The 18,794-nt window shown below is 75.4% G+C and carries 17 protein-coding genes; 4 read left to right on the forward strand and 13 right to left on the reverse strand.

What is annotated here, in order from left to right; translation table 11 throughout:
• Nucleotide 1: 1 nt before the first annotated feature.
• The 5 genes from ACIQKA_RS04625 to ACIQKA_RS04645 form a co-directional block, all read right to left on the reverse strand.
• Nucleotides 2–247, reverse strand: coding sequence for a hypothetical protein (locus ACIQKA_RS04625; protein WP_383150832.1), 246 nt, complete (start codon nucleotides 245–247; stop codon nucleotides 2–4).
• Nucleotides 248–309: 62 nt separating this feature from the next.
• Nucleotides 310–786, reverse strand: a complete 477-nt coding sequence (locus ACIQKA_RS04630; RefSeq protein WP_383150834.1) for an NUDIX domain-containing protein — start codon at nucleotides 784–786, stop codon at nucleotides 310–312.
• A gap of 139 nt (nucleotides 787–925) precedes the next feature.
• Entirely contained in the window at nucleotides 926–2,176 is a 1,251-nt protein-coding gene (locus ACIQKA_RS04635) for an FAD-dependent oxidoreductase (protein ID WP_391093645.1), read from the reverse strand.
• Entirely contained in the window at nucleotides 2,173–3,642 is a 1,470-nt protein-coding gene (locus ACIQKA_RS04640; RefSeq protein ID WP_402539963.1) for an FAD-dependent oxidoreductase, read from the reverse strand. The genes ACIQKA_RS04635 and ACIQKA_RS04640 overlap by 4 nt, the downstream gene beginning before the upstream one ends.
• Complete coding sequence (locus ACIQKA_RS04645) at nucleotides 3,639–5,108, reverse strand: FGGY family carbohydrate kinase (RefSeq protein ID WP_390106633.1); 1,470 nt, start codon at nucleotides 5,106–5,108, stop codon at nucleotides 3,639–3,641. The genes ACIQKA_RS04640 and ACIQKA_RS04645 overlap by 4 nt, the downstream gene beginning before the upstream one ends.
• Nucleotides 5,109–5,412: 304 nt before the next feature.
• Here ACIQKA_RS04645 and ACIQKA_RS04650 point away from each other — a divergent pair, with 304 nt between their 5' ends.
• Together ACIQKA_RS04650 and ACIQKA_RS04655 are read left to right on the forward strand one after the other, a co-directional pair.
• Nucleotides 5,413–6,387, forward strand: coding sequence for a hypothetical protein (locus tag ACIQKA_RS04650; protein WP_383150841.1), 975 nt, complete (start codon nucleotides 5,413–5,415; stop codon nucleotides 6,385–6,387).
• Between the two features lie 63 nt (nucleotides 6,388–6,450).
• Nucleotides 6,451–7,983 carry an amino acid permease gene (locus tag ACIQKA_RS04655; RefSeq protein ID WP_383429150.1) on the forward strand — a complete coding sequence of 511 codons (1,533 nt, stop codon included), beginning with the start codon at nucleotides 6,451–6,453 and terminating at the stop codon, nucleotides 7,981–7,983.
• 106 nt (nucleotides 7,984–8,089) lie between these two features.
• Here ACIQKA_RS04655 and ACIQKA_RS04660 read toward each other — a convergent pair whose 3' ends face one another.
• Entirely contained in the window at nucleotides 8,090–8,851 is a 762-nt protein-coding gene (locus ACIQKA_RS04660; protein ID WP_383429153.1) for a GntR family transcriptional regulator, read from the reverse strand.
• Nucleotides 8,852–9,035: 184 nt separating this feature from the next.
• Here ACIQKA_RS04660 and ACIQKA_RS04665 point away from each other — a divergent pair, with 184 nt between their 5' ends.
• Entirely contained in the window at nucleotides 9,036–10,376 is a 1,341-nt protein-coding gene (locus ACIQKA_RS04665) for a DUF2252 domain-containing protein (RefSeq protein WP_383429156.1), read from the forward strand.
• A gap of 62 nt (nucleotides 10,377–10,438) precedes the next feature.
• Here ACIQKA_RS04665 and ACIQKA_RS04670 read toward each other — a convergent pair whose 3' ends face one another.
• From ACIQKA_RS04670 to dhaK, 6 genes are all read right to left on the reverse strand, one after another.
• Nucleotides 10,439–11,830, reverse strand: coding sequence for an FAD-dependent oxidoreductase (locus ACIQKA_RS04670; protein ID WP_383150846.1), 1,392 nt, complete (start codon nucleotides 11,828–11,830; stop codon nucleotides 10,439–10,441).
• 69 nt (nucleotides 11,831–11,899) lie between these two features.
• Nucleotides 11,900–12,439: a PadR family transcriptional regulator gene (locus tag ACIQKA_RS04675; RefSeq protein ID WP_383429161.1), complete on the reverse strand. Its 540-nt coding sequence runs from the start codon at nucleotides 12,437–12,439 to the stop codon at nucleotides 11,900–11,902.
• A gap of 88 nt (nucleotides 12,440–12,527) precedes the next feature.
• The gene (locus ACIQKA_RS04680; RefSeq protein WP_391093641.1) at nucleotides 12,528–14,543 is read right to left on the reverse strand and encodes an FAD-dependent oxidoreductase; all 2,016 of its coding nucleotides are present in this window, start codon (nucleotides 14,541–14,543) and stop codon (nucleotides 12,528–12,530) included.
• 249 nt (nucleotides 14,544–14,792) lie between these two features.
• Entirely contained in the window at nucleotides 14,793–15,221 is a 429-nt protein-coding gene (locus ACIQKA_RS04685) for a PTS-dependent dihydroxyacetone kinase phosphotransferase subunit DhaM (RefSeq protein WP_383150851.1), read from the reverse strand.
• Nucleotides 15,218–15,865, reverse strand: coding sequence for a dihydroxyacetone kinase subunit DhaL (gene dhaL, locus ACIQKA_RS04690; RefSeq protein WP_402539965.1), 648 nt, complete (start codon nucleotides 15,863–15,865; stop codon nucleotides 15,218–15,220). The genes ACIQKA_RS04685 and dhaL overlap by 4 nt, the downstream gene beginning before the upstream one ends.
• Nucleotides 15,866–15,915: 50 nt before the next feature.
• Nucleotides 15,916–16,908: a dihydroxyacetone kinase subunit DhaK gene (dhaK, locus tag ACIQKA_RS04695; protein WP_402539966.1), complete on the reverse strand. Its 993-nt coding sequence runs from the start codon at nucleotides 16,906–16,908 to the stop codon at nucleotides 15,916–15,918.
• A 425-nt stretch (nucleotides 16,909–17,333) separates the two neighbouring features.
• On the opposite strand from dhaK, the gene ACIQKA_RS04700 reads away from it, so the two are divergent.
• Nucleotides 17,334–17,885, forward strand: a complete 552-nt coding sequence (locus ACIQKA_RS04700; RefSeq protein WP_383429170.1) for a LysM peptidoglycan-binding domain-containing protein — start codon at nucleotides 17,334–17,336, stop codon at nucleotides 17,883–17,885.
• Between the two features lie 256 nt (nucleotides 17,886–18,141).
• On the opposite strand, the gene ACIQKA_RS04705 is transcribed toward ACIQKA_RS04700, so the two are convergent.
• Complete coding sequence (locus tag ACIQKA_RS04705) at nucleotides 18,142–18,360, reverse strand: hypothetical protein (RefSeq protein ID WP_383154249.1); 219 nt, start codon at nucleotides 18,358–18,360, stop codon at nucleotides 18,142–18,144.
• Nucleotides 18,361–18,794: the final 434 nt, after the last annotated feature.

The following is an 18,794-nucleotide window of genomic DNA, read 5'->3' on the forward strand; positions in this document are numbered from 1 at the left end:
CTCAGCCCGCCCGGCCCCACGCCGTCGGGGAGAAGGACCGCAGCGCGGAGACGACGCGCAGCAGCCGGTCCTCGTTCCCGGCGAGGCCGGCGGTGCGGAGCGCCTCGTCGGCCTCCGCCATCGGACGGGTGAGCATCGCCCCCGCGTACGGGGCGAGGCGCGGGTCCGTCAGCACGGCCCGGGTGGATTCGAGCAGCCGCAGATACGCCTGGGCCGCCGCGCGCTCGTCGGCGGTGATCGTGGTCATGTCGGGCTCCCTCTCGACAGTTCGGCTCCCACCACCTTCTCGCACGCCTCCGACAATCCGGCTCAGCCCCGCCCGCCGAGCCGGGCGGCCAGCCGTTCCAGGAAGGCCTGCTGCCCCACGACGAGCAGCGGAGCCGCCGCCTCCGGGGCGAACCAGCCGACCCGGTCGATCTCCGGGAACGCCTCAAGGCGGCCGGACCGGGGCGGCCACTCCAGGGTGAAGGTGCCCGGCACGATCCGCTCCGGATCCAGGTCGCCCTCGACGGCCCAGGCGGTGACGAGCTTCCCGTTGCGCTGCCGGCTCTCCCCGAGGTCGATCCAGTCGCCCTCGGGGGCGGCGAGGCCCAGCTCCTCCCGGAACTCCCGGCGGGCCGCCGCGTCGGGCGCCTCGTCGGGCCCGTACTCCCCCTTGGGGATCGACCAGGCGCCCTCCTCGCGGGACGCCCAGAGGGGCCCGCCCATGTGGCCGATGAGGACTTCGACGCCACCGTCCGCCGTCCGGCGGAAGACCAGGAGACCCGCGCTGCGTTTGACCGGCATGGGGCCCAGTGTCTCCGAAGTCCCCCGCCCGCGCAGCCCGTCGGAACACCCGCGACGGTGTGCCCCGGCGCGTGTCCGCCGGAGCCCCGCGCCCCCCGTCGCTCTCCTCGTTCCTCCGCGCCTCCGCCTTCCGTTCCTCCTACTCCTCCGCTTCGACCGTCACGGGTCCGCCCGCCGGATCCGCTCCGCGCGTCCAGTCGGGGCCGAGCCGTACGGAACGCCACGGCACCAGCGTTCCGCGCAGCCGCTCCCGCCGCAGCCGCTCGCCGTCCTGCGAGACGGTCAGGACCGGCCGTACGAGACGCCGCTCGGACCGTACGAGCAGGGGCGTGGCCTCCGGGCCGAGGAGACCGGGGGTCACCCGGCCCAGCGGCCCCGCCACCACGACCGGAACCGCACCCGTGGCCCGGGGAAGGCCGCCGAGGCGGTCGAGCACCGCGTCGGCCGCGGTCCGGCCCTCGGCGGCGGCCACCGAGGCCGTTTCCCCGCCGTGCAGGAGGTCGCCGGCCGCGAAGACCCCGGGAGCGGCGGTGCGCAGGGCGCCGTCCGTCACCGGGCCCCGCGTGCCCGGCGCGAGCGGCAGCCCGCGGGCGCGGGCGAGTTCGTGGTCGGGGATCCAGTCGCCGGTGAGGACCACCGTGTCGCACCGCAGGACGTGCGTCCGGCCGTCCCGCCCCCGGACCGCGACCCCCGTCAGCCGGCCGCGCCCGAGCAGCTCCGTCACGACCGCGCCGGTGAGCACCGGAACGGCTCCGAAAGCGGCTCCGGGAAGCGGGAGTTCGGCGACGACCGCCGCCACCTCCACGCCCGCCGAGCGCAGCGTCCGCACCGCGCTCCGGGCCACCGGACCGCCGCCCACGACCACCGCCCGCCGGCCCACGTACTCCCGGCCCGCGTCGTCGCGCCCCGGGTGCTTCCGCCCCGCGCACCCCCTCCGGGCTCCGAACCGCGCGACCGTCCGCTGGAGTTCGCCCGTGGTCAGGACCCCGGCGGGCCGCGTCCCGGGGAGGAGCCGGGCGCTGCGGGGCCGTTCGCGCGCCCCGGTGGCGAGGACCACCGCGCGCGCCCCGATCCGTTCGAGCCCGGCGGGAGAGGTGACGTCCAGGGCGAGCGGGCCGGCCCAGCCCGTGGCCGAGACGCCGGTCCGGACGACGGCCCCGGCCCGCAGCGCCTCCCGCACCGCGCGCCGCGCGTAGCCGGGACCGTCCAGGGGCCGTCCCCGCGCGTCCGCGCCGAACCCCGGGCGCGCGCAGTGGCGCGGGACCCCGCCCGCGACCGGCTCCCGCTCCAGGACCTCGACGCGGCCCGCGCCCGCCGCCGCGAGCCGGGCCGCGGCGGCGAGCCCGGCGGGTCCCGCGCCCACGACGAGCACGTCGACCGTACGGTTCACCGGCCGTCCCCTCCGTCCTTCTTCCGCGAGGACCGCGCCCCCTCGAACAGCGCCCGCACCTCCGCGCCGCAGAAGGTGCCCTGGCAGCGGCCGCCCCGGGCCCGGGTCCTGCGCCGCAGCCCGTCGAGGCCGCCCGGCGGGATCGTCGAGGCGAGCGCGGCCCGGATCTCGCCCCGGGTGACCCGCTCGCAGTGGCAGACGATCGCCCCGAAGTCGGGCTCCCGGGCGATGAGTCCGGCGTCCCGGTACGGCCGGGGGAAGGCCTCGCCGAGGTTCGGCACGCGGACCGGGGCGAGCGGCCGCTCCGGTCCCGGGTCGAGTCCGCAGTCGGCCAGGAGGCCGAGCACGTGCTCGGCGATCGCCAGGGAGGCGCTGAGCCCCGTGGAGCGGATGCCGCCCACCGTCACGTACCGCAGGGAGGGGTGCGCGGCGATCCGGTAGTCCTCCCGGCCGGTGGCGGCCCGCAGCCCCGCGTAGACGGCCGTGACCTCCTCGTCGAGGAGCGCGGGGAGCACCCGGCCGCCCTGTTCGAGCAGGCCGGCGATCCCCTCGGCGGTCGTGCCGGTCGCGGTCTTGTCGTCGAGGTCCTCGGCGGTGGGCCCGAGCATGACGTTCCCGTACACGGTGGGGGAGACGAGGACGCCCTTGCCGAGCGGGCCGGGCACGGGGAGCAGGATGTGCCGGACCAGGCCGCGGGCGAACTTGTCGAAGACGATCAGCTGGCCCCGGCGCGGGGTGACGGTGAAGTCCTCGCGTCCGACCAGGGCGTCGAAGGCGTCGGCGTGCAGTCCGCAGGCGTTGACGAGGTGACGGGTCCGGAGCGTGCCGCGCCGGGTGACGAGCCGGTGGTGCGGGGCGCCCGGACGCACCTCCTCCACCCGGCAGTCCAGGTGCAGGTCCGCTCCGGAGCGGACGGCCTGCGTGGCGTACGCGAGGACGGTCGTCCACGGGCAGACGATCGACTCGCCCGGCACGTCGAGCGCGGCGAGCGCGCCGGGGCCCAGGTGGGGCTCGCGCGCGGCCAGTTCGGCGACGCCGACGATCCGGGTGCCGTGGTGGCCGTTGCGCCCGGCCTTCTCGGCGAGGCCGGGGAGCGCGGCGCGCTGCTGCTCGTCCCGGGCGACGAGCAGGGCGCCGAGCGGTTCCACGGGGATGCCGGTCTCCCGCGCGTACGCGGTGAGCAGCCGGTGCCCCTCGCGGACGAGCCGCGCCTCCAGGGTGCCGGGCACGGCGTCGAAACCGGTGTGCAGAATGGCCGTGTTGGCCTTGGACGTGCCGTCGCCCACGTCGTTCGCGGCCTCCACGAGGGCGACCCGCAGGGGGTGGCGGGCGAGCGCGCGGGCGATCGCGGCCCCGACGACCCCGGCCCCGACGACCACGACGTCGTACACGGCGTCCCCGCCGGTGGGAAGCCGGCCCGACCGGGTGACCTTCCCGGAGACCGCCTGCTCCGTCGGGCCCCTCATCCGGCCCCGGCCCCGTCGCCGTCCGCCGCCCCCGGCCGTTCCAGCAGCGCCGCCACCTCCGTGCGGAACCGCGCGAGGCGCTCCTCCGCCTCGGCGGCGCAGATCCGGGGCTCGTACACCGCCGACGGCTTCCACTCCGGTACGGCCTCCCGGAGCGCGAGCCCCGGGTAGCGGCCCAGGCGGGCGACCGCGCCGACCCCGACGGCCGTGGCGTCGGGCAGGGCGGAGACCTCGACGGGCCGTTGCAGCAGGTCCGCCTGGGTCTGCATGAGGAGCGCGCTGCGGGTGAGGCCGCCGTCGGCGCGCAGCGCGGTCAGCGGCGCGCCCCGGTCCGCCGCCGCGGCCGAGGCGAGCTCCACGACCTGGGCGGCGATCCCCTCGCACAGGGCCCGGACCAGATGGCCGGGGCCCGTGTCCAGGCCGAGGCCGGTGAGCGAACCGCGCACGTCCCCCCGCCACCAGGGCGCGGCGAGCCCCGCGAACGCCGGGACGAACGTGACGCCGCCGCTGTCCGGGACGGCGCCGCCGACCGCGTCGAGGTCGCCGGCCCCGGCGATCACACCGAGGTCGGTGAGCCAGCGGACGGCCGACGCCACCGTGTACACCTGGCCGTCCAGACAGTGGGTGACCCGGCCGCCCAGTCGCCAGGCGACGCAGCCCACCAGGCCCGAGGCGGTCCGCGGCGGCTCGGGACCGGTCTGCGCGAGCAGGAAGGCCCCCGTGCCGTACGTGCACTTGGCGGCGGCCGGGTCGTCGGCGCTCTGCGCGAGCAGCGCCGCCTGCTGGTCCACCAGGAGGCCGGTGAGGGGGAGCGGCGGGCCGAAGGCGGTCGTGGTGCCCACGGGCGCGTCGCAGTCCACCACCCGGGGCAGCGGCTCGCCGCCGAGTCCGTACAGGTCGAGGGCGGTCCGCGACCAGGAGACCGTGCCGGGGTCGAGGAGCCCGGTGCGCCCGGCGGTCGCCGCGTCGGTGACGAAGGCACCGGTGAGCCGGTGGACGAGCCAGGCGTCGCTGGTGGTGACGACGCCCGCGCCGGTGGCGTGGCGGCGGATCCAGGCCATCTTCGGCGCGGCGAAGTAGGGGTCCACCGGAAGGCCGGTCAGACGGCGCAGCTCCTCCGCGCGCGGAGCGAGTTCCGCGCAGATCCCGGCGGCCCTGCGGTCCTGCCAGACGAGCGCGTCGGTGAGCGGTTCACCGGTGGCGGGGTCCCAGGCGAGCACGGTCTCGCCCTGGTTGGCGAGGCCCACGGCGACGACCGGCACGCCCGCCCCGGCGAGCGCCGCCCGTCCCGCGGCGACCACGGAGCCGTACAGCTCGCGCGGGTCGACCTCGACCAGGCCGCCCGGCAGGTACCGGGGCCGGACCGGTGCCGCACCGCTGCCGAGGACACCGCGTTCCGGACACAGGACGAGGGCCTTCGTGCCCGACGTGCCCTGGTCGACGGCGAGTACCGGGCCGCCCGTCATCCTGCCGCTCCCGTCGGTGGTTCCGTTCGGTGACCGTCCGCTCACCGAAAAGGGTCAGGGTGCCGCCGCCGGAAGGCTCCGTCAAGCGTCGCCGGGCGACCCCGTCAGGTCCGCCGCCGTACCTGACAGTAAGTCAAATTCAGTCGTTGTCTTAATAGTTGCCGTAGAAAAAGAAAGTGGACCGGGCGAGTCCAGAGCACTCTATAGTGATCGCCGATCAACGGCCGGGACACCGTCCACGGGGCTGACCACCCCTCCCCATCCACCGAGGAACCATGCCGCCCACACCACGCCCCGCCCCCTGATGGCCGGCCAAGGCTTCCGGCCCGTCTACCACCCGGCGGGCCACGACCACGCCCTGCGCCAGGCACTCCAGGACTTACGCACCGGCCGCTGGGTGGCCATGGCCCGGCTCCTGGAGGAGACCTCCGACTGGGGCGCCTGGACCCGGCGCACCCAGGTCCTCGCCGCCGTCGCCGCCGGCACCGACGTCGTCCGCACCTGGCGCGACGAGCAGCCCGGGAGCCCCGCCGCGGCCGTGATGCACAGCCGCGTCACCGTCGAGCGGGCCGTCCGCGCCCACCGCTCCGGCCACGCCCGCGCCGGGCAGCTGTGGCAGGAGGCCAGGGCCGCCTGCCACGAGGCCGTCGACCGCTCGCCCGCCGACCCGGTGCCCTGGGTCGGGCTGCTCGCCCTCGCCGCCCTCGACGGCCCCCAGCGCCTGGCCGAGCACCGGGTCGCCCCGCCCGCCCCCATGCTGCCGCCCGGACCCTGGGGCCTGCTCGCCGAGTCGGAGAAGCGCCACCCGCACAACCGCGAGGCGCACCACCGCATGCTCCAGTTCGTCTACGCCCGGCGCTCCGGACCGCTCTCCGAAGCCGTCAACTACTCCCACTGGGCCGCCTCCTCCGCGCCCGTCGGGTCCGCCCTGCACGCCCTCCCGCTCTACGTGCGCGTCGAGCGCTACCGGCGCGAGCGCGGCCAGGAGCGCGCCCTCGACCTCCACTGGGTCGCCGAGGACGCCGTGCGCGACGCCCAGCGGGCCCTGGACACCTGGTTCTTCTTCTGCGCCGTCGAAGAGGCCTCCCTGCTCGACCTCAACCACCTGGCGCACGCCCTCTTCGGCGCCCTCCGCTTCACCGACGCGACCCGGGTCTTCGAGGCCCTCGGTCCGTACTACACGACGCTGCCGTGGGCCGACCGGACCGCCCGCCCGGACGACCGCGTCCTCGCCGAGGAGTTCTTCCTGCGGGCCCGCTCCCGCTGTCTCGGCGACTGACGCCCCGGCCCGCGCCCGTCCTTCCGCACGCACCTTCCGCTCGCCCCCGTCCCCGGAGGAACCATGGCCCGCACCGACGCCCCGACCGACGCGATACGCAAGCCACCGCCCGTCCAGGACGAGGAGGAGCGGCTGAGGGAGCTCGGCTACCAGCCCGTCCTCGCCCGCCGCATGGGCGGCTTCGGCAACTTCGCGATCAGCTTCTCGGTCATCTCGATCCTCTCCGGCTGCATGACCCTCTACGGCTTCGGCCTGGGGACCGGCGGCCCCGCCGTCATGCTGTGGGGCTGGGCGGGCGTCGGCCTCTTCGTCCTCTGTGTGGGCCTCGCCCTCGCCGAGGTCACCAGCGCCTACCCGACCTCCGGCGCCCTCTACTACATGGCCGACCGGCTCGGCGGACGCCGCTGGGGCTGGTACACCGGCTGGCTGAACCTCCTCGGCCTGCTCGGCGCCATCGCCGGCATCGACTACGGCGCCGCCCTCTTCACCGGCGCCTTCCTCAACCTCCAGTGGGGCTTCCAGCCCACGGCCGGCTCGACCTTCCTCATCTTCCTGGCCATCCTGCTGCTCCACGCCGTCCTGAACCTCTTCGGGGTCCGCCTGGTGAGCGTCCTGAACTCCGTCAGCGTCTGGTGGCACCTGGCCGGCGTCGCCGTCATCGTCGGCGCCCTCGCGATCGTCCCGGACCGCCACCAGTCCGCCGAGTTCGTCTTCACCGAGTTCGTCAACGACACCGGCTGGGCGAACCCCTTCTACGTCGCCGCGATCGGCCTGCTCCTCGCCCAGTACACCTTCAGCGGCTACGACGCCTCGGCCCACCTCTCCGAGGAGACCTCCAACGCCTCCGTCGCCGCCGCCAAGGGCATCGTGCGGGCCATCTGGGTCTCCTGGATCGCCGGTTTCGCCCTGCTCACCGGACTGACCTTCGCGATCCAGGACTACGCCGCCACGCAGAACAGCGCCACCGGCGTCCCGCCCGCCCAGATCCTCCTGGACGCGCTCGGCACCGGCGGGGCCACCGCCCTGCTGCTCGTCGTGATCGTCGCCCAGCTCTTCTGCGGCAACGCCGAGGTGGCCGCGGCGAGCCGGATGGTCTTCGCCTTCAGCCGGGACAACGCCCTTCCCGGCTCGGCGCTCTGGCGCAAGGTCAGCACCCGCACCCAGACCCCCGTCCCGGCCGTCTGGCTCTCGGTCGGGGTGGCCGCGCTCATCGCCGTGCCCTCGCTGTACTCGGCCACCGCCTACGGCGCGGTGACCGCCATCAACGTCATCGGCATCACGCCCGCCTACGCCATCCCGATCTACCTGCGGCTGCGCGCCGGGAAGCGGTTCACCCCCGGCCCGTGGAACCTGGGCCGCTGGAGCAGGCCGATCGGCTGGACCGCCGTCGTCTGGGTGGCCCTGGTGACCGTCCTCTTCTGCCTGCCGCAGAAGTCGCCGGTGACGGTCGACACGATGAACTACGCCGTCATCGCCCTCGCCGTCGTCCTCGTCCTGGCCAGCGTCTGGTGGTACGTCGCCCGCCGCTCGTACGGCACCCCGACCGCGTACGGCACGGCCCGCGAGGAGGCGGACATCGCGGAGGGGATCGTCTGAGGCCCCGCCGGTCCACCGGACGGGGCCCGGAGCCCCGTAGGGAACGCTTCGCACGGGGACGCCCGGGCCGGCCCGTCGCCGCCCGGGCGTTCCCGTGTCCGCGTCCTCAGGCGCTGAACTCGCAGGTCCAGGCGGCCGAGCGGGCCGCGACATCGATGTCCGTGATCTCCAGGGCGCGCCCGTGCTGGTCGCTGACCACCCGGTGGACCAGCAGCCGGGCCGTGCCGCCCGCCGCCGTCCCGGGGTCGGCGGGGACGCCCACCGACTCCCGGTGGACGACCCGCAGCCCCGCCTGGTGCATCCAGTGGTAGAGGAGCCGGAGGTCGGGCTGCTGCCGGTGGTCCCGGCCCCGCCGGTAGCGGGCCAGTTGGGGGATCTCGGCGAGCGCGGGCCGGGAGAACCACGACACCGCCCGCTGGAGCGCCGCCCCCCGCGGATCGAGCACCGCGTGCCGGTGGACGAGGGTCGGTTCGCCGGGGGCGAGCAGGAGGCGCGGGGCGAGCGGGACGGGCGGCGGCTCCCAGGCGAGCGAGGCCCGTACCAGCGTCCCCGCCGCGCGGGGCCCGCCGGGGAAGGTCGGCCGGTGGACCCTCGGGGCGGGCCCGGGCTCCTCGGCGCCGGCCTCCGCCCCCGGCCCCGCGGCGAAGGTGCCGCGCCGGTCGGTGACGACGAGCCCCTCATCGCGCAGGAGTTGGAGCGCGCTCCGCACGGTCTGCCGGTTGACGTGGTAGCGCTGGGACAGCGAACGCTCCGAAGGGAGTCTGCTGCCGGGTGAGATGCGCCGCCGGGCGAGATCCTCACGCAGGGCGGCGGCGACCCGGAGGTAGAGCGGCACTTCCGCCGCCGCCCCGGAATCGGGCTCGGCCATGATCAACCCTCTCTGTTGCTCAGCGTGACCGCATGGGCCGTACGGGTGATCAATTCCTATCATTGGTCTAAACCATTTTGCCAGTCCCGGCGGAAAGAGTGGCCGAAACGCGCGTTGCGCCTTGTAATGAGGTTCCAGGTGGCGGGGGCGAGTCCGCCCCGGCGGAAGAGGCGGGTGAGGCCGGATGACAACGTCGTCGGAGCGCGCCGCACGGGGCAGGGAGGCCCGCAAGCACGTCTCCCGATCCTCCCACGGCCGCTGGATACCCAGCTCCCAGCGGCCCGACCCGCTGGGCGTCCTGGAGCGCCAGGCCCGGGACCGGCTGCCCGACCTCGTCCCCCTCCGGTACGGCAGGATGGTGGCCTCCCCCTTCGCGTTCCTGCGCGGCGCCGCCGCCGTCATGGCCGCCGACCTCGGCGCCCAGCCCCACACCGGACTCACCGTCCAGCTCTGCGGCGACGCCCACCTCCTCAACTTCGGCGTCTACGCCTCACCCGAACGGACGCTCCTCTTCGACGTGAACGACTTCGACGAGACCCTCCCCGGGCCCTTCGAATGGGACGTGAAGCGGCTCGCCGCCAGCATCACCGTCGCCGCCCTCCAGAACGGCGGCAGCCGGCCCAAGGCCCGCCGCGCCGCCCTCGTCGCCGTCGAGTCGTACCGCACGTCCATGCGCCGCCTCGCCGGCCTCGGGGAGCTCGACGTCTGGTACGAGCGGATCGCCGCCGACGACCTCCTCCCCCTGGTCCGCCGGAGCGACCGCGCCCGCCTGGAGAACCGGCTCGCCCGCGCCCGCCGGCGCACCAGCCTCCAGGCCTTCGCCAAGCTCACCGAGGCGGACGCCACCGGGCACCGGCACCTCGTCGAGGACCCGCCGCTCCTCGAACGCACCACGGACATCGACCGGATCACCCTCGGCAAGGTCTTCAGCGACTACCGCAGCTCCCTCTCCGAGGAGCGGCGGCTCCTCCTCGACCGCTACCGCTTCCTCGACGCCGCCCGCAAGGTCGTCGGGGTCGGCAGCGTCGGCACCCGCTGCTTCGTCCTCCTCCTCGAAGGCCGGGACGAGGGCGACCCGCTCGTCCTCCAGATCAAGGAGGCCGGCCGCTCCGTCCTGGAGGAGTACCTGGCGCCGACCGCCTACCCCCACCAGGGGCAGCGGGTCGTCTGCGGTCAGCGGCTCGTCCAGGCCGCCGGCGACATCTTCCTCGGCTGGATGACCGGCCCCGAACAACGCCACTTCTACTGGCGCCAACTGCGCGACATGAAGGGCTCGGCCGAGGTGGAGACCATGTCCCCGGCCGTGCTGCGGGACTACGCGCGGCTCTGCGGCCGGGCCCTGGCCCGCGCCCACGCCCGCTCCGGCGACCGCGTCGCCATCGCCGCCTACCTCGGCGGCTCGGACGTCTTCGACCGCGCCGTCGCCGACTTCGCGCTCGCCTACGCCCACCAGAACGCCGACGACTACGCGGTGCTCGGCGCGGCCATCGCCGCCGGCGTGATCGCGGCGGCCCCGGGCGCCTGAACCGGACGGCGGCCACCACCGGCCGCCGCGGACCCGGGCCCCCGGGGCCTCGCCCGGAAGGGCTACGCGTCGCGCCACAGCGGCGGCTCGGCCGGCCTCTCGACGGGCGGCCCGAACAGCACCGCCCGCGCCACCGACGGGGCGAACAGGGCCGTCGTCGGGCCGGTCAGGGCGATCGCCGAACGGAACGGCGTCCCCACCACCGGGTCGCCCCCGACCCGGCCGAGCACCCGGCCCAGGTACCAGCCGACCGCCCGGTCCAGCACCCCGGAGCGCACCGCGTCACCGGTCGCGCCGGGCATCTTCCGGTCGGACCCCGCCGAGATGTCCCAGGCCTGCCGCGAGGCGTCCAGGAGCGCCCGCTGCACCACCCGGGTCGTCGGCGTCCGCCTCGGGTCGGCGAGCGCCCGGCGCAGCGCGACCGCGTCGAGCGCGGCGACCGCCATCCCCTGTCCGTAGATCGGGTTGAAGGCGCACAGCGCGTCGCCGGTGGCGAGGAAGCCCGCCGGGCGGCGCCCCGGACGGTCGTACCGGCGCCGGACGTTGGCGGTCTTCCGGAAGCCGTACACCGGCGACTCCGGCTCCGCCCGGGCCAGCCAGTCGCTGATCACCGGATGCGGCAGCCGCCCGGCGTACTCCTCGAACGCGCCCTCCTCGGTGGGCGGTCCGTCGCCGCGCAGCCCCGAGAGGGTGACCAGGTGCCGCCCGTCGCCGAGCGGCAGCACCACGCCGCCGTACGGCTGCGAGGGGTTCGGCACGACGTAGTAGCCGAGCGCGTCGGTGTCCTTGCCTCCGGACGGGGCGCGGTAGACCCGGGTGGCGTACGCCAGGCCCGTGTCGAGGGTCTCCTCGTGCGGCGCCTCCGCGCCGATGCCCGCCAGCCAGTCCGCTGCCTTCGTGGACCGTCCGGAGGCGTCCACCACGAGGTCGGCCGCCAGGACGCGGGTCTCCCCGCCGGGCCCCGCGCCGCGCTCCCGCAGCCGCACGCCCCGCACGCGCGAGGAGTCCCCGGCCAGGCCCACGGTCTCGACGCCCTCGACCAGTTCGACCCGCGGATCGGCGAGCACCCGCCGCCGCACCAGCCATTCCAGCTGGGCGCGGGGGCCGGAGTAGAAGTGCACGGCGGCGGGCGTGCGGCGGTACCACGCGCCGCTCTGCCACTGGACCATGTCCTCGGGCATGCCCACCTTCGGCGCTCCGAGTCCCCGCAGCTCGTCCGTGAAGCCGGGGAGCAGCTCGTCGAGCGCCCGCTGCCCGCCCTCGACGAGGACGTGGAGGTGCCGGCCCTGCGGGACGCCGGGCCTCGCCTCCGGCTCCTCGGGGAGGCGGTCGCGCTCGACGACCGTCACCTTCTCCGCGTGCTCGGCGAGGACCCGTGCCGCGAGCAGTCCGGCGAGACTTCCCCCGATGACCACCGCGTGTCGTGTCGTACGGGGCCCCAAGTCGTCGGCCATACCAGCCCTTTCGTGTCGTGGAACCGGCAGCCCCCAGTATCGCCCGGCACCGGCCCCCGACCGGTGGGATTACCCCTCCCGATCCAGTTCCACAAGGGCGTCGGTCAGCCATTCCACCCAGAAGCGCTCCAGGTCGATCCCGCCGCGCAGGACGAGATGGCGCAGCCGGTCGGGTCCGGCGCTCCGCCGCTCGTCCGGGAAGTCCTTGACCTCGATCGCGAGGTACTCCGCCAACTGCTCCCGGTGCAGGGCGAGGTGGCGCTCCAGCTCGGCCCTGAGCCCGGTCGCGCCGACCATCGCGGCCGCCCGCATCCGCAGCAGCAGGGACGACCGCATCGGCTTGGGGTCCTCGCGCCTGGCGACCCAGTCGCCCAACTCGGCGCGGCCCGCGGGCAGCACCTCGTACTCCTTCCGCTGCCCCCGGACGGGCACCGGGGCGGGCAGGGCGCGGATGTGCCCCGCCTGCTCCAGCCGCCCCAGCTCGCGGTAGATCTGCTGGTGCGTGGCCGACCAGAAGTATCCGATCGACTTGTCGAAGCGGCGCGTCAGTTCGAGGCCGGAGGACGGCTTCTCGAGCAGCGCGGTGAGGATCGCGTGCGGGAGGGACATGCTCGCATCCTAGGTTCGGGGGCCCGCCGCGATCGCCGTGACCGGGGCGATCGCGACGGGCGCGGCCGGTGCGGTCACCGCACGGCGGTCACAGGGCGGCGGCGAGACGGGTGCCCTGGTCGACGGCCCGCTTGGCGTCCAGCTCGGCGGCGACGTCCGCACCGCCGATGAGGTGCGCGGTGCGGCCCGCCGCCACCAGCTCCTCGTACAGGTCCCGGCGCGGCTCCTGGCCCGCGCAGAGCACGACCGTGTCGACCGGGAGCAGCCGCGCCTCGCCGCCGATCGTGACGTGCAGGCCCTCGTCGTCGATCCGGTCGTACGTCACGCCCGCCACCATGGCCACGCCGCGGTGCTTGAGCTCGGTGCGGTGGATCCACCCGGTCGTCTTGCCGAGCCCCGCGCCGACCTTGGTCTCCTTGCGCTGGAGCAGGTGCACCTGGCGCGGGGGAGCGGTCCGCTCGGGCGTCCGCAGCCCGCCCCGGTTCTCGTACGAGGTGTCCACGCCCCACTGGCGGAAGTACGTCTCGGGGTCCCGGCTCGCGCCCTCCCCGCCGTCCGTGAGGAACTCCGCGACGTCGAAGCCGATGCCGCCGGCGCCGATGACCGCGACCCGCTCGCCGACCGGCGCGCCGTCCCGCAGCACGTCCAGGTAGCTGACGACGCTCGGGTGGTCCACGCCCTCGATGGCGGGGGTGCGCGGGGAGACGCCGGTGGCGACCACGACCTCGTCGTAGCCGTCCAGGTCGGACGCCGCGACCGGGGTGTTCAGGCGCACCTCGACGCCGCGCTCGTCGAGCTGGACGCGGAAGTAGCGCAGGGTCTCGTCGAACTCCTCCTTGCCCGGCACCCGCTTGGCGACGTTGAGCTGGCCGCCGATCTCGGCGGCGGCGTCGAAGAGGGTGACGGAGTGGCCGCGCTCGGCCGCCGACACCGCGCAGGCGAGCCCGGCCGGACCCGCGCCGACGACCGCGATCCGCTTGGCGCGGCGGGTGGGGGAGAGGACGAGCTCGGTCTCGTGGCAGGCGCGCGGGTTGACCAGGCAGGAGGTGATCTTCAGGCTGAAGGTGTGGTCCAGGCAGGCCTGGTTGCAGCCGATGCAGGTGTTGATGGTGTCGGCGCGGCCGGCCGTGGCCTTGGCGACGAAGCCGGGGTCGGCCAGGAACGGACGGGCCAGGGAGACCAGGTCGGCGCGCCCGTCGGCGAGGATCTCCTCGGCGACCTCGGGGGTGTTGATGCGGTTGCTGGTGACGAGCGGCACGGAGACCTCGCCCATCAGCCTCTTGGTCACCCAGGTGTAGGCGCCGCGCGGCACGGAGGTGGCGATGGTGGGGATGCGCGCCTCGTGCCAGCCGATGCCGGTGTTGATGATGGTGGCGCCGGCGGCCTCGATCTCCTTGGCCAGCCGGACGACCTCCTCCAGGGTGGAGCCGCCGGGGACGAGGTCCAGCATCGAGAGGCGGTAGACGAGGATGAAGTCCTCGCCGACCCGCTCGCGGATCCGGCGGACGATCTCCAGCGGGAAGCGGACGCGGTTCTCGTACGGGCCGCCCCAGCGGTCGGTGCGGTGGTTGGTCGCGGCGGCGGTGAACTCGTTGATGAGGTAGCCCTCGGAGCCCATCACCTCGACACCGTCGTACCCGGCCTCCCGGGCGAGCTCGGCGCAGCGGACGTAGTCCTCGACGGTCTGCTCGACCTCGGCGTCGGTCAGCTCGTTCGGCGGGAAGGGGCTGATGGGGGCCTTGAGGGCGCTGGGCGCGACCAGGCCGGGGTGGTACGCGTACCGGCCGAAGTGCAGGATCTGCATCGCGATCCGGCCGCCCTCCCGGTGCACGGCGTCGGTGATGAGCCGGTGCTCGGCGACCTCCTCGGCGGTGGTGAGCTTGGCCCCGCCGTCCCAGGGGCGGCCGGCCTCGTTGGGCGCGATGCCGCCGGTGACGATCAGGCCCACGCCGCCGCGGGCGCGCTCGGCGTAGAAGGCGGCCATGCGCTCGAACCCGTGCTCGGCCTCCTCCAGGCCGACGTGCATCGAGCCCATGATCACCCGGTTGGGCAGGGTGGTGAAACCGAGGTCGAGCGGGCTCAGCAGGTGCGGGTACGGGGTCATGGGGGCGCCTCCTCGCGCAGGATCGTCACCTCCTGTTGTAGGGGACCTCCGCAGGTTCTGCAACTAGTTGCAGAAGAATCGGGGCGTGATGTCTACTACTCGGTAACGGGCGCGCGACGGCGCGGCGGGGACGGAGGCGCCCGGGCGGTGACGGGCCCGGCGGCCCGGGCGCGCGAGGGCCCGGGTGCGTGCGAGGCCCGGAGCCCCGCACCCTCGGGGGTCCGGGCCTCGCACGCGCGCCCGCCGCGCTCACGCCTTCCGGTAGGAGTACGCCTCCGAGGCCGCGGCCACCACCGCGTCGAGGTCCCCGCCCGCGCTCGCCGTCACCACCGCGGCGACCGCGCCCTCGACGAAGGGCGCGTCCACCAGGCGGGAGTCCCCGGGCAGCTCGTCGCCCTCGGCCAGCATCGCCTTCACGGTGAGCACGGCGCTGCCCAGGTCGGCCAGGAGCGCCACTCCCGCGCCCCGGTCGACGGCCCTCGCCGCCGCGCCGATCAGATCGGAACTCGTCCCCAGGCCACCGTCCGGGGTCCCGCCCGCCGGGAGCACCAGGGGCGGTCCTTCGCCGCCGCCCGCGAGCCCCAGGGCCAGCTCGGCCACCGCCGAGGCGACCGACGCGCTGTGCGAGACGAGCACGACGCCGACGGGCGCCGCGCCTCCCGCTCCCGGGGCGCTCACCCCTCCTCCCCTTCGGAGGGGTCTTCCGAGGCCCCTTCCGCGGCCGCCGTCTCGGCGAGCGCCGCGAACAGCAGGGCCGACGAGGCCGCCCCCGGGTCCTGGTGCCCGATCGACCGCTCGCCCAGGTAGCTCGCCCTGCCCTTGCGCGCCCGCAGGGGCACCGTCGCGACGGCGCCCTCGTCGGCGGCGGCGCGGGCCGCCGCGAACGACTCCCGCAGCGCCTCCACGGCCGGTACGAGCGCGTCCAGCATCGTCTTGTCGCCCACCCGGGCCCCGCCCAGCTGCGACACGGCCTCCACGCCGGCGCCGAGCGCCTCCGCGAGCCGCTCCCGGTCGACTCGGTCGTCGTCGCCGAGCGCCTTCCCCGCGCGCCGGAGGAGCGTCCCGTACAGCGGTCCGGACGCGCCGCCCACCGTGGAGATCAGCTGCCGTCCGGCGGTGGTGAGGACCGCGCCGGGCGTCCCGGGCGGTTCCTCCGCCAGGGTCCCGGCCACGGCGGCGAACCCCCGCTTCAGATTGGCGCCGTGGTCGGCGTCCCCGATCGCCGAGTCCAGCTCGGTGAGCCGGTCCGCCTCGCGGCCGACGCTCCCGGCCACCGCCGCCAGCCAGCGCGTCAGGAACTCCGCGCCGTAGGTCTCCGTCATGCCGCCTCCCACTCCCGTTCCGTCGTCCGTCGTCCCGCCCTCCGCCCCGCTCACAGTCCCCAGCGCAGGGCGGGGGTCCGCACGGGCGCGTCCCACAGGCGCAGCAGCTCCTCGTCCGCCTCGCACAGGGTCACCGAGCAGCCCGCCATGTCGAGCGAGGTCACGTAGTTCCCCACCAGCGTCCGGGCCGCCGGCACCCCGCGCTCGGTGAGCACCCGCTGCACCTCGGCGTTGAAGCCGTACAGCTCCAGGAGCGGGGTCGCGCCCATCCCGTTGACCAGGGCGAGGACCGGACCGGACGGGCGCAGCTCCTCCAGGACGGCGTCGACGGTGAAGTCCGCGATCTCCCGCGAGGTCATCATGGCCCGCCGCTCGCGGCCCGGCTCGCCGTGGATGCCGACGCCCAACTCCAGCTCGCCGCCCGGGAGGTCGAAGGTGGGGCCGCCCTTGGCGGGGGTGGTGCAGGCGCTCAGCGCCACGCCGAAGGAGCGGGACCGCTCGTTCACCCGGCGGGCGACCGACTCCACGCGCTCCAGCGGCGCCCCCTCCTCGGCGGCGGCCCCGGCGATCTTCTCCACGAACAGCGTGGCCCCGGTGCCGCGCCGTCCCGCCGTGTAGAGGCTGTCCGTCACCGCCACGTCGTCGTTCACGAGCACCTTGGCGACCCGGATGCCCTCGTCCTCGGCCAGCTCCGCCGCCATCTCGAAGTTCAGCACGTCCCCGGTGTAGTTCTTGACGACGAACAGCACCCCGGCGCCGCTGTCGACCGCGGCGGCGGCCCGCACCATCTGATCCGGGACCGGGGACGTGAAGACCTCGCCGGGGCAGGCGGCGGCGAGCATGCCGGGCCCCACGAAGCCCCCGTGCAACGGCTCGTGCCCGGACCCGCCGCCGGACACCAGCGCCACCTTCCCCGCCACGGGCGCGTCCCGCCGCACCACGATCCGCCGCTCCACGTCCACGGTCAGCTCGGGGTGCGCGGCGGCCATCCCGCGCAACGCGTCGGCGACGACGGTCTCCGGGACGTTGATCAACATCCTCATGGATGCCTCCTGGTGAGGTGAACGGGCAGGTGTCCGGACGGGGTTCCCGCGGGTCGGGGCGGACGGGGCGGGTCGTCGGTCCCGGCGCCTCGCGACGGCGGGAGGGGGTTCCGCGCGGCGTCGCCGCCGCGTGCGCGCCGCCGTCGACGGCACGTCGGGACGGAGCCGGGAGGTGCGCCTCGCGTGTGCACGGCATGGCGAGATTATCGGCGCTCGACCGCGTGCGCGCACGGGTGCGGGCGGGGGGGCCCGCACGTGTCGACACGCGGACGGCCCGACCTCGTAACCTCTACAGTGCTGTAGAAATAGGCGGTGCGGGCATCGCGACGGAGGCGCTCTTCAAGGGGCTTCGGGCGGGAGGCCCGGAAACCGCCGTGCGGTGGCGCGTGAACGCCGGCGCACGCCTCTCTTCGAAAGGAACGTCCATGAGCGACGCCCTGTATCCGGGGGACGAACTCGGTCCCGACCACGCCCTGCGGGGCGGTGCCCACGTCCTGACGCTCCAGGGCGACGGGAACCTGGTGCTCTCCGAGCCGGGCGGCGTCGTGTGGGCGACCGGCACCCAGGACCGGGGAGTCGGGCGGGCTGTGCTCCAGCACGACGGCAACTTCGTGCTGTACGCGGGCGACGACGCCGTGTGGGCCACCGGCACCAGTGGCCGGGACGTCCACCGCCTGGTCGTGCAGCCCGACCGCAACGTGGTGCTGTACGCGACGGACGGCAGCCCCCTGTGGGCGTCGAACACCGACACCGACACCCCGATCGTCGTCGAGGAGGCGGAGCCGGCCCGGGTCGTCGAGGAGGCGGTTCCCCGCGTCCCCGAGCCGCGCACCCACACCGTCGAGCCCGGTGAGAGCCTGTGGGCCGTCGCCGAACGCTTCTACGGCGACGGCAGCCGCCACCACGAGATCGCCGCCGCCAGCGGCATCGAGGACCCGGACCGGATCGACGTCGGCCAGGTGCTCACCATTCCGTAGGCCCGGCCGCCCGGCGGTTCCGGCCGCCCGCGCGAGGGCGGGAAGCCCCGCGCCACGGGGCCGGACGGCGCGACTGCCGGCGGTACGGGGGGCCGCGGCCCCTCTCCCGGGTGTTCGCGGAGGAGCCGACGGGCCGGGCCCGACCGGATCCGGGCGCACCGGGGCCCCGCGCGGGGATGTCGCGCGGGGCCCGCCCGGCGTTCCCGCCGGCGGCACCCCCGGGCGATACGGGGGTGCCGGGCGGAGCGCGGTGGAACTACTTCGCGGCGGCGAGCGCGGCGAGCGCCCGGGCCCAGCGCGCGTACTTCAGCTCCGCGAGGTCCGAGACCGTCTCGACCCCGAAGGCCTCCCGCAGCAGTTCGCCGTCCCGGTCGGACACGCCCTTGAGCGCGGCGACCGGGGCCGCGAGGATCTCGGGCAGGCTCTTGTCGGCCCACGCCTTGTCCAGCACCTTGTCCAGGTCGATCGAAGCCATGACACCCTCCCGAAGGGAACGAACGAGCGCGGTGAAGGGCCTGCCCGCCGACAGGCGAGCACCCCGTCCCGAACTCTCTACAAGTCTGTAGAAGACTAGGGGGCGGGCGCCCCGGCGGGGGCGGTCCTCGTGGATCTTCGGCGAGAAAGTCCGAAAACGATCATGTGGTGACGGAGGGCTCGCGGGCCGCGGGGCCGGGAATCCGGCCCGACGCGCCGCTCGCCCGGCCGGGTGATCCGCCCCTGGCCCTCGATGGTTGTTTGCCTTTCCTTTACAGTGATGTAGAAGCTCTGCGTGCTTCCACGGCCATGTCCCCCTTTGGAACGAGAAGGAGTGAGCGACCCGCGATGGGCGAGCCTCCCGGTACCCGCCGTGCCGCCTCCCGCCCGGACGGACCGCGCCGGGGAGCGGGGACGGCACGGTGACCGAGGCGC

This window comes from Streptomyces sp. NPDC092045 (assembly GCF_044756005.1).
Taxonomy (GTDB): domain Bacteria; phylum Actinomycetota; class Actinomycetes; order Streptomycetales; family Streptomycetaceae; genus Streptomyces.